We start from the raw sequence: 9,227 nt of genomic DNA on the forward strand, positions 1-9,227 counted from the left end.
CGGCACCCTCCCCAGGAAGAGGTAGACGTCTCTGCGGAGAGCCAGTCAGCGACCTCCCACAGGGAACGACAGGCTAGAGCACCTACCGCGACCGCCGGGTGGGACAGGCGACGACCTTCAGCACGTAGCCGTCCCCCGCCTTGACCGTCATCCAGCCGCCCATCCGGCCCTCCTTCTCGTCCTGCGAGACGTCAGTGGCCGTAAGGGTGTCGCCGGGTTTGACCCAGACGCCGAGTTCCCAGTTCAAAGCGGCCGGGCGCACGGGCCCGACGAGGAGCCCGCCAGCCGGATTGGGCCGAACCAGGGCACTGCCGATATCTCTGAGGCTGTCCTTCCCGGGGATCCACTGTTCAATGTCTATCCGGGTCGGGCTGGTCACGGGATTTTGCCGCTCAACCTTGAGGGTGGCGCGCTCGATACGGCAACCGCCCTCAGGCCGGGGCTTGGGCTTGGGCTTAGGGGCCGGCGTGCCGACTGGGCCGCCGGGCTGCAGGCAGTCGAGTGAGAGCACCAGCCCTCCGGTGGTCGGGTACCGTTCGAGGACTAGCGCTTCGGCGGCACCCGTGCGCTGTTCCAGGGCGCGATCTCGCTGGCCCCAGACCAGCCTCGGTGGCCGCTCGGAAGCCTTGGGGTCGAGCGCGAACCCGTTCTCGAAGATGCGCCCGCGGATGCTGAACCGAATCTTGGCCCAGCCGTGGCCGCTGGCGAACTTGTGGATCCGGTAGCGCTGCCCGATGAAGTCGGGCGTCTCGACCCTACCCGTATCGATGGCGCCCGCCCGGCAGGCACGAGGCGACCAGGGCTGCTGGGCATGGCTGGCCCCGTGCATTTGGTAGGGAGGGTCGGGCTTGCGTGCGGCCTCAGGTGCGGGCGTGGCCGTGCTGGAGGGGGAGGCCCCCTGGGACGAGCCAACCGAGCCGGAGGCGAGGAAGAGGATCAAGATCCAGAGAGGGCCTTTGAGGGTTTCGCGCTTCATGACATGGATGGGGTGCCGGACGCCAAACGCCAGCATTTGTACCCAAGTGACTGACGTCAATGGGTTTTTGGTCAGATCATCAAATCGCGTCAGACACTCCACAGCTCCGTGAATGCATGCCTCTGCACCTCCTTGCGTGTCAAATCGCTAAGGCACTCTGACGGGCCTTGCGGAACCGGCACTGCGCACCTCGCGCAACAGCAGCCCTCACCAGCTGCCCTTGCCCTGACGCTTGGCGCTGCTGAGGGCCCCCAATGCGGTGAGCGCTGCGAGCAGCAGGACAGCCACCCCCAGAGACCGAGCAGCATCAGATCACTCCGAGACGTGAGCCAATCCATGTTGCCGTGGACGAGCATCAGCAGGAGGGCGATGGGTGGGCAAAACGCGCCCGTGAGGAAGACGAACATCCCGAGCCGTCGCATCGCCCATCTCCCCTGCCGCGGTGGACCTTGTCTGTCCGCGCCTCACGCCTCGGCTTGGCCGGCAACCTTCGGCTTGCGTCTGCCCTTCGGCTCAGATGAGGGGGCGGAGCCACCTGCAGACTTCCGGCGCTGCTGGCCGAGCCCGAGGGCCCGGGCCAGTTCGGAGCGCCGGGCCGAGAAGTTCGGGGCTGTCGCGGGGTAGTCCACCGGCAGGCCATAGCGGGCGCGGTACTCCTGCATGCTGAGCCCATGCCGGGTCAGGTGCCGCTTGAGGGTCTTGTAGGGCTTGCCGTCGATGAAGGAGATCAGCGCATCCGGCGTGATCGATTTCGTGATCTGAGCCGGTGTAGGCTTCTCGACGTTGCCGGCCGGTTCCGCAGTCTTGCCCAGCCCGGACAGCGCGGCGTGCACGCTGACGATCAGATCCGGCAGGTGAGCGGCCCAGACGGAATTCTTTGAGACGTAGGCCGAGACGATCTGAGCCGTGACGTCGACATGGATTGTCGACGGCACCCCGGGGTCTTCTTTCACGGCTTTTCCTCCGATCACTCATTGATGATCGAAGCCTCAGTGCGAGTGCACCCAGAGCACAATCACTCTTTGGGAGACATCATCCGCCATTCCGGCGAAAGCGGGCCTGTCTCGGCGCATTGCGGTTTTCTACTGATGCACGTCGGCGCGCCCCAGTGCTCCGACCCGCGCCGCGCCTTGACGCCCCGGTCCGAACGCCAGACGATCTGTTATCTTACGTTCGGGGGCGGGGACGTGATCGCCATGGACGTGGTCGTTACGCCCGTGAGGGACGAGGACGCGTGGTGGCTCACCGACCGGCTCGGGGCGCCCCTCGGCGCAATCCGGAACCCGCCCGGGACGGACACGTTCACCATTGTGGCGGAGCCGGAGAGCCCGCTCTACGGCATGCCCGCCCATCACGCCTCCCTCGACGCCGCCTTGGCGGCCATCGAGCAGCACACGGGCGGCGTCTGCGAACTCAATCACGACCTGAAGGACTGACTGTCGTGCATTCGGAGGCGAGACCATGGACGTCGTCGTGACACCAGTCGGGGCGCCCAGGTCGGCCGGCGGCACGTGGCGCCTGGAGGACCGGCTCGGGCACGTGCTCGGCACGATCCGGCAGACCCCGCGGTCAAACGAGTTCACCGTCGTGCCGGAGCCCGGAGCCCGGCTCGGTGGTCCGTATATCCTCTATCCCACCCTCGATGCTGCCATGTGGGCCATCGAGAGGCACCTCGACGGCGCCTGCGAACTCGTCAGCGGCCCGGAACACTGAACAGATGCCTTCCCTTCCCATGCTCGCGGAGCCCCGCACCCGCACTCCTCACGTCCGGCGGGTGTCAGTCACATCCCGGTAGGTAGCCACAGCAAGGCCGGCCGGCGGCTGCTCGCACCCGTGACACCGCACCCGCCGGGCGACCTCAACCACATCCTCGCCGGGGGCCGCGTCCAGTTCCTCCCAGGTCTGATGGGTCCCACTCCCGCATTCCGGGCAGCGCAGGATGCGCAAGCCACGGTAGCCGCTTGCACGCCAGTCCGAGACCGTGCGCACCTGCGCAAGGGTCATAAAGCCTCTCCCTGAGCTCGAAAGGAGGCGCTCATACCTGCGCTCGATCACAGGGAGAAGTCGGCCGCACTCGGCCTGTCGCATGCGTACCTGCGCCTACCGCATGGAACAGGCCCCACGTGACGGGCCCACGCCCGACGCTGAATGGGACCCATCTACGGCCTTCAGGCTGCCAAGGCCGCCTCAGGCTGGGAAAACGCGGTCAGAACGCCGAAGAACGCCTGGGCCCTGCGGCTTGCGGCAGTCGCCGCCTCGCTGGTGGTGAAGCCCTGCGAGTCGACCACATCGCCATCCGGTCCGATGCAGACCAGGAGCCACGGCATTCCCGACCCGGATGGCGGGTACACCGCGAAGCGATAGCTGCTGGTAGCGGTGTCGATCTGCCCGGACATGTCGGCCTCCCTGTCGGTGGCCCCCAACACTGTCTGAACACCACAGGCTCGCAGGCGCACGTTGGCGGTGCGCTGGCTCACAACCAATCGGTTCGGGCACGATGATCCCGTAAGCTACGGGCAGTTAAGCACGTCTGCGACCATCAATTCGTGCAACCGGAACCCAGACAATTTGATGCAATTTTGCGCTCCATCCTTCACGGGGCGAGGCGGATGCTCATCCCATCAACACGGGAGATGAACATGCGTCAGTTCAAAGCTGCTCTGGTCGCCGTTGCGGTTCTGGCTAGCACCGGCCTCGTAGCTCGGGCCGAACTCTCAATGGCCCAGAGCGGCTCCGTCATGATGGACGAGGCTTACGCTCAGATGGGCGGCTTGCCCTTCCGGGTGACGGATCTGCCGGCGCATCCGGCCAAGAAGGCCTGAGATAACTCTCTGGAGGCGCGAAGGCTTTGGTCCTCGTCGCTTTGAGTGTGCTGTGCCTTGTCCTGGGCACGAGCCTCGCCTACGCCGCCGATCGTGTTCCAGACCGGCAAGCGGCTCTCGAGGGCGTCGGCGGCTCTCTGATCGTTGGAGGCCTCTTCCTGATCGGTAGTGGGCTGCCGCTGCTCCGCTAGGATGAATCGGCGCCGAAAAGGGACCCACCGCTTCTCCCCACGGCCTACCTACATCCCGATCAGATCCGCCTGAACCTCGACGAGATAGTCGGCAAGCCTGCGGGTGACGGCAGGATCGGCACATTGGACCCAGACAGGCGCCGGGAGCGCAGTTGCGGGCAGCCGGCGCAGGACCGTTTCAGCCATGATGGCTGCGTCCCTCTCGTCCGAGAAGGCCAGCAGGCGCGCGCCCTGAGGCGTGCCGATCATGATGGCGATGTCGGCCATGCGTCGCTTCTGCCCAGAGAAGCCGTTGCTCCTGAGTGGAGCAGGTGAGCAACGAACCCGTGTGTCTCTCCGCTACCGCAAGTAGGTCCTGCGAAGCAGACGCTCAACACGCGGATGAGCAGCCGCGATCAGCGCAACGGCGCCGGCCGCTCCTGTGAGCATCACGATGGCTGCAAGATCCAACATGCCCGCAGCATCTGCCCGGTGGCAGGCCTCGGCTACGTGACGCGCTGCCCTGGGTCAGCTTGCCTCACTGACGGGCGCGCATCGTGCGGCGGCCTACGCCCCAGCCGATCCCGCAGCCAGCAAGGTACAGCCCCATAGCCGCAAGAGCTGCGCGTTCGGCTGCGATGAAGTCCGGCAGGGCTGACACCGTGCTCTCCTCGACCAGAGTGACTCCGTTAGGCGCTGCGCCCTGTAGAATGGGCTCACCTCCGCGAACGATCAGCCACCGACATTTCTGGGCCGGATTGAGCGGGTCGAGGCCACCGGCGAGGCAAGCTGGCAGAGGCCGCGCTTCCCAGACCGCGTAGCTCGCCAGGGCAAGTGCGATCAGCAGGCAGGGTATGGCTAAGGTCAGACCCAGGTAGTGGCCCCATCTGGGTACGCGCATCGGCGCCAGCTCCGCCGTTCGTCAAAGCGTCCGGCCGTATGCCCTCATGGCATAGCTGTCACCGGCTTCGCCATCTGCGCCGATTCTGGTGAGCCACTGAGCTGAAGGCAATCCTGCCGTTTCGGCAGCTTCTTGAACGGTGCCGCTGGCCTCGTTGCCCCCGGAGTTAACACCCTCGTATCCGTGGGGTGCAGGCTTTTGCACCCTCCCCCCTTGGCTGCCGTCCCCCGGGCGCGACGCATCCAGGCTTGCCACTCGCGACTGATGATCCGGATCAGGTTGGGATCGCTCCGGCGGCCTTGGTGCCGACGCTCCTGGATGGTCAGCAGCCCGTCGCCCTCGGCCAAGCGGATGGCGCTCTGGGCCAAGCGCCGGCACACCCCTGCCCTGGCGGCAATGGCGTCAATGCAGAGCCCGCACACGCCCTTCTCGGCCACCTCGTCGGCGACGATGCGCAGGACGGCGAGTTCCCCGGTGGTGAAGCGGGCAGCGAGAGCGGGCGGCATCGGACCGGAGCAGGCCAGCAGGCGGCGCCGATCTCGTGAAGCGATCCGGTTGGGCGAGGAGGGCCGCTTGCGAGGTGGAAACAGGCTCACACGGCCGGCAGGAATGCCCACGGGCACAATCCCGGCCCGGATGCTGCTGCGGCGCTCGTGCAGGCGCTCAGCGAGCCTCTGAGCGCCCGCATCGTCCACAGCACCGGAAGCATGCGCCTGCCACACCTGGCGGGACAGCTCGTCCATCTGCGCCAGCGTTCGGGCGCCCGCGATGGCAGCCCCCATCGTCTCGCGAAACATCGTTCACAGCCCTGCTCGGGCCGCGTCAAAGCAGGGGCACGCACGGCATGCGCACCCGGCAAAAGGCAAAGCGCCATCGTCTCGGGAAGCGAACCCGATTGACTCCTGAGCGGAGCTGTGATGTCTGGGGAGCAGCGACGCGTGCCCAGAGCACCATTCGATTTTCGACGGCCTCACCCTTGCCGGGGTGGGGCCGTTGGCGTTTTGGGCTTAGGTCTTCGTCGCGGCGGTCTCCTTCCCCGGCTCACGACTCGCGGGAGCGAGCCTGCCGGACATGCCATGTCGCGTGGCCAGGACGGTTAAGTCAACGCCGGCACGGCCGCGCCGGGCTGGCTTGAACCAGCAGCCCCCTCGTGCTCGTCTCCAGCGCGTGATCAAGTCCGAGCTTGTCAGCCGCCTCGCGGATCTGAACCCGCACCTTTACGAACGCAACTGCGAGGCCATCGTGAACGCGGTCCTCGGCCGGATCGTGGAAGCGCTAGCGGACGGTAAGCGGGTAGAGCTGCGCGGCTTTGGCGCCTCCACGACCAAGACCAGGCGCCCTCGACAGGGCCGCAACCCCGACTTGCCCGCTGACAGGCTGGCCCGCTGGCTCGCCTGCTAACTGACGCGCTATCCCGCAAGCGCGCTGACGCGCTTGCTCGCTGCCCGGCAAGCGACCTGCCCAGCTGGCTCGGCAGCTTCCCAGCGCGCTGTTCCGCTGGCGCGCTTGCGTGCTGCGGCGCTGGCCGGCTGGTGAGATGGCCTGCTTGTCGGCTTGCTGGCTGGCTCGCTGTCGTGCTGCGGCGCTGGCCGGCCAGCACGCTGGTCCGCAGGCTTCGCAGCGCGATGGCTTAACAGCTTGTTAACTCGCTTGGCCGCTTGCTTCGCAGCCGAACAGCTCGAAAGGAAGCCATCCGATGCGAACCCTGTCGCTCGTCTCCCAGAAGGGGGGCGCCGGCAAGACGACGCTCTCCATCCACCTCGCCGTGGCCGCCCACATGGCCGGCCTCTCGGCCGCCATCGTGGACCTCGACCCCCAGGCGAGCGCGTGGAAGTGGAGCAAGCGCCGGGACGCGGAGCCCTTCGCCGCGACTGCTACCGCCGAGCAACTCGAGGACGTGCAGGCCCGGGCCAGGGTCGGCGGGCTGGACCTGCTCATCGTGGATTCGGCGCCCCACGCCGACCGGCCGGCGATCATCGCCTGTCGCGCGGCCGACTTCATTCTGGTGCCCTGCAAGCCCTCGATCATGGACGTGGACGCGATCGCGGCGACGCTCGACATCACGGCGTTCGCCAAGCGCCCGTGCGCGGTGGTGCTGAACGACTGCAACACCACCACCGACGCCGACCTTGCCGGCACCCGGGACGGCCTCGCCGACCGCGGCGTGCCGCTCTACCCCGGCGCGCTCTACCACCGGGTCGCCTTCTCGCGCCCGCTGTCGGGCGGCCTATGCGCTCAGCAGGGCGAGCCCGGGGGGAGGGCGGCCCAGGAGATCGACGCGCTGTTCGCCTGGACGATGGGCCAGATCGGCGTCGAGCTGCCGAGGGCCGCGGCATGAGCGCAGCCATGAAGTTCGACATCCGCAGTGCCACCAAGGATGCGGTCGCGACCAACCCAGTGGCCGACCTGCGCAAGCTGGTCGAGCCGCCCGCAGAGTCCCAGGAGGCGACAGAGCCCAAGGAGGCGAAGGCCAAGAGGCCGGCGGCGCGCAAGGGTGGGAAGGGAGTCACGATCTGGCTGGACCCCGACGTCTGGTATCAGCTCCGGCTCTTGAGCCTGAAGCGCCGCGAGACAACTCAGGACATGGTGGCCGGCTGGATCTCGCGCGAGCTGGAGAAGGCCGGGTCCCTGGAGCCCTAGACACGCAAAAAGGGCCGGCGGGGCTTTCCCCAACCGGCCTGCAATGGGTCGATGACGAAGACTAAACGTCGAGGGTGAGCGCAGCGCAAAGCCTAATCCAGATCGTCAGTTATACGGCGATAGAAACGCAAAGATTGCCGTACAGGTCGCCGAGGACTTTCTCGCTCTCCGAAGCAACGTCATCGTCGAAGAGGGCGGATCCGCGGATATTCACGGCATGGTCAACGGCGCCGTCATCAACAACGGCGGGGATGTTTCGATCTACGGCGCGGTGGAGTCCGTGACCGGCACCCATGCGTCGCACCTCGATCCGCACGCCGTCGTTCAGCACTGAGCCGCGCCTTCTCAGGCAGCTAGCCGGACCAGTCTCGAGGCCGCGGCCGGGCGGGAGCGCGGCGCCCGATCGCGGTCAACATCGCGGCCATACCCGAGCTGCGGGACCACGAAAGGCGGTTCTGAGACGGGTAGGGGTCACCGACCGGCGCTCCACTCTGGGGTCGCCTTCAGCGTGCGCGGCCGATGCCTGCCACCCTCCCAACAGGGCGCACGGTGATGCTGCGCCTCGGGGCAGGGGCCGGCAATCGTTCGGAGCGGACAGACGAGAGCGAAAGCCGACGACGTGGACCGTCCGGGGATGAATGGTCCGCGTCGTCGGACCGGCCTCTGGTGGGGGCTTTCGCGCAGCAGCCGGCGCCGGTCAGCTAGCGCTATGGCCAAGCTCGTCAACCGGCCCGCACTGGGCTTGTCGCAAACCCGAGCCCGCCGTCATTTACGGGTCGTTAGCCATACCCGCTCAGCTTGCCGCCTCCGCTTTGGAGCCGGTCCATGATCCTGTCCGCCATCGCCGCGAAGCTGAAGCAGCGCTCGAAGGCCGACTTCAGGGGGCGGCACTTCGAGGCGACTCTCATTGTCCAGGCCGTCTCCTGGTACCTGCGCTATCCGTTGAGCTACCGCGACATCGAGGAGTTGTTTCTGGAACGCGGCCTGGAGGTCGATCACAGCACGCTGAACCGCTGGGTGCTTGCCTACGCGCCGCTGATCGAGAAGCGCTTGCGGCAGTTCCGCAAGCCGCATTGCGGGTCAATTCGAATCGACGAGACATACATCCGGGTCCGCGGGCAGTGGCGCTATCTGTACCGAGCCGTCGACAAGCACGGCACGCCTGTGGACTTCCTGCTGACCGCCAACCGCGATCTGGACGCGGCCAAGCGGTTCTTCCGCAAGATGCTCGACGATCAGCCGCTGCTATCGCCCGACCGGATCGGCACGGATGGTGCCGGCACCTATCCACCGGCCATCGTCGCGGCGAGGAAGAGCGGCCTGCTAGCCTGCAACCCCATCCACCATGTCACCAAGCACCTGCAGCAAGGGATCGAGAGCGACCACTTCCGGGTCAAACGGCCGATGCCCCGCGTGGGCGGCTTCCAATCATTCGTCACGGCGCGGCGCACGATCCAGGGCTTCGAGGCCATGCTGTGGCTGCGCAAGGGCTTCGGCTTTGCCGGCGTGTGGACCATCTGCGAGCAGAACCAGCTGCTGGCCGTCTGCTTCGGACTTCCCGTTGCGAACAAAGCATGAAAGCAGGGCAGCAGAGTCCCTTCTGCGGCCTGTAGCCGAGCTTGCGACATGTGTGGACGCCCCTTTAGGAGCAAGAGAAATCTTCAAGAGCGGTGTGGCACGTGGTCGGGTGCTGACATGTGTGCGGCCTTTGATGCGGC

At 66.8% G+C, this 9,227-nt stretch carries 11 protein-coding genes and 1 pseudogene; 7 read left to right on the top strand and 5 right to left on the bottom strand.

The features are described 5' to 3' along the window. Window positions 1-82: 82 nt before the first annotated feature. The gene (locus WDW90_RS32480; protein ID WP_336491738.1) at window positions 83-976 is read right to left on the bottom strand and encodes a hypothetical protein; all 894 of its coding nucleotides are present in this window, start codon (window positions 974-976) and stop codon (window positions 83-85) included. A 464-nt stretch (window positions 977-1,440) separates the two neighbouring features. Then, window positions 1,441-1,929 carry a Ros/MucR family transcriptional regulator gene (locus WDW90_RS32485; RefSeq protein WP_336491739.1) on the bottom strand — a complete coding sequence of 163 codons (489 nt, stop codon included), beginning with the start codon at window positions 1,927-1,929 and terminating at the stop codon, window positions 1,441-1,443. Window positions 1,930-2,172: 243 nt separating this feature from the next. Here WDW90_RS32485 and WDW90_RS32490 point away from each other — a divergent pair, with 243 nt between their 5' ends. Both WDW90_RS32490 and WDW90_RS32495 read left to right on the top strand, forming a co-directional pair. After that, a complete protein-coding gene (locus WDW90_RS32490) occupies window positions 2,173-2,412 on the top strand; it encodes a hypothetical protein (RefSeq protein WP_336491740.1) in 240 nt (79 codons plus the stop codon). A 25-nt stretch (window positions 2,413-2,437) separates the two neighbouring features. Next, window positions 2,438-2,689 carry a hypothetical protein gene (locus WDW90_RS32495; protein WP_336491742.1) on the top strand — a complete coding sequence of 84 codons (252 nt, stop codon included), beginning with the start codon at window positions 2,438-2,440 and terminating at the stop codon, window positions 2,687-2,689. A 455-nt stretch (window positions 2,690-3,144) separates the two neighbouring features. On the opposite strand, the gene WDW90_RS32500 is transcribed toward WDW90_RS32495, so the two are convergent. Then, window positions 3,145-3,372, bottom strand: coding sequence for a hypothetical protein (locus WDW90_RS32500; RefSeq protein WP_336491744.1), 228 nt, complete (start codon window positions 3,370-3,372; stop codon window positions 3,145-3,147). Window positions 3,373-3,615: 243 nt separating this feature from the next. Here WDW90_RS32500 and WDW90_RS32505 point away from each other — a divergent pair, with 243 nt between their 5' ends. Then, on the top strand, window positions 3,616-3,798 hold the full coding sequence (locus tag WDW90_RS32505; protein WP_336491745.1) for a hypothetical protein: 183 nt from the start codon (window positions 3,616-3,618) through the stop codon (window positions 3,796-3,798). A gap of 239 nt (window positions 3,799-4,037) precedes the next feature. On the opposite strand, the gene WDW90_RS32510 is transcribed toward WDW90_RS32505, so the two are convergent. Then, entirely contained in the window at window positions 4,038-4,256 is a 219-nt protein-coding gene (locus tag WDW90_RS32510; protein WP_336491747.1) for a hypothetical protein, read from the bottom strand. Window positions 4,257-4,913: 657 nt separating this feature from the next. After that, a complete protein-coding gene (locus WDW90_RS32515; RefSeq protein ID WP_336491749.1) occupies window positions 4,914-5,666 on the bottom strand; it encodes a hypothetical protein in 753 nt (250 codons plus the stop codon). 370 nt (window positions 5,667-6,036) lie between these two features. Here WDW90_RS32515 and WDW90_RS32520 point away from each other — a divergent pair. From WDW90_RS32520 to WDW90_RS32535, 4 genes and pseudogenes are all read left to right on the top strand, one after another. Next, window positions 6,037-6,228 (top strand): annotated as a pseudogene (locus WDW90_RS32520) (HU family DNA-binding protein); the annotation flags it as partial. 337 nt (window positions 6,229-6,565) lie between these two features. After that, a complete protein-coding gene (locus tag WDW90_RS32525; RefSeq protein ID WP_336491751.1) occupies window positions 6,566-7,207 on the top strand; it encodes a nucleotide-binding protein in 642 nt (213 codons plus the stop codon). Between the two features lie 8 nt (window positions 7,208-7,215). Beyond that, on the top strand, window positions 7,216-7,509 hold the full coding sequence (locus tag WDW90_RS32530) for a hypothetical protein (protein WP_336491752.1): 294 nt from the start codon (window positions 7,216-7,218) through the stop codon (window positions 7,507-7,509). A gap of 825 nt (window positions 7,510-8,334) precedes the next feature. Beyond that, window positions 8,335-9,087 carry an IS6 family transposase gene (locus tag WDW90_RS32535; protein ID WP_336491754.1) on the top strand — a complete coding sequence of 251 codons (753 nt, stop codon included), beginning with the start codon at window positions 8,335-8,337 and terminating at the stop codon, window positions 9,085-9,087. The last annotated feature ends 140 nt before the right edge of the window (window positions 9,088-9,227 follow it).

Origin of the sequence: Methylobacterium nigriterrae (assembly GCF_037106235.1) — a bacterium.
Taxonomy (GTDB): Bacteria; Pseudomonadota; Alphaproteobacteria; order Rhizobiales; family Beijerinckiaceae; genus Methylobacterium; species Methylobacterium nigriterrae.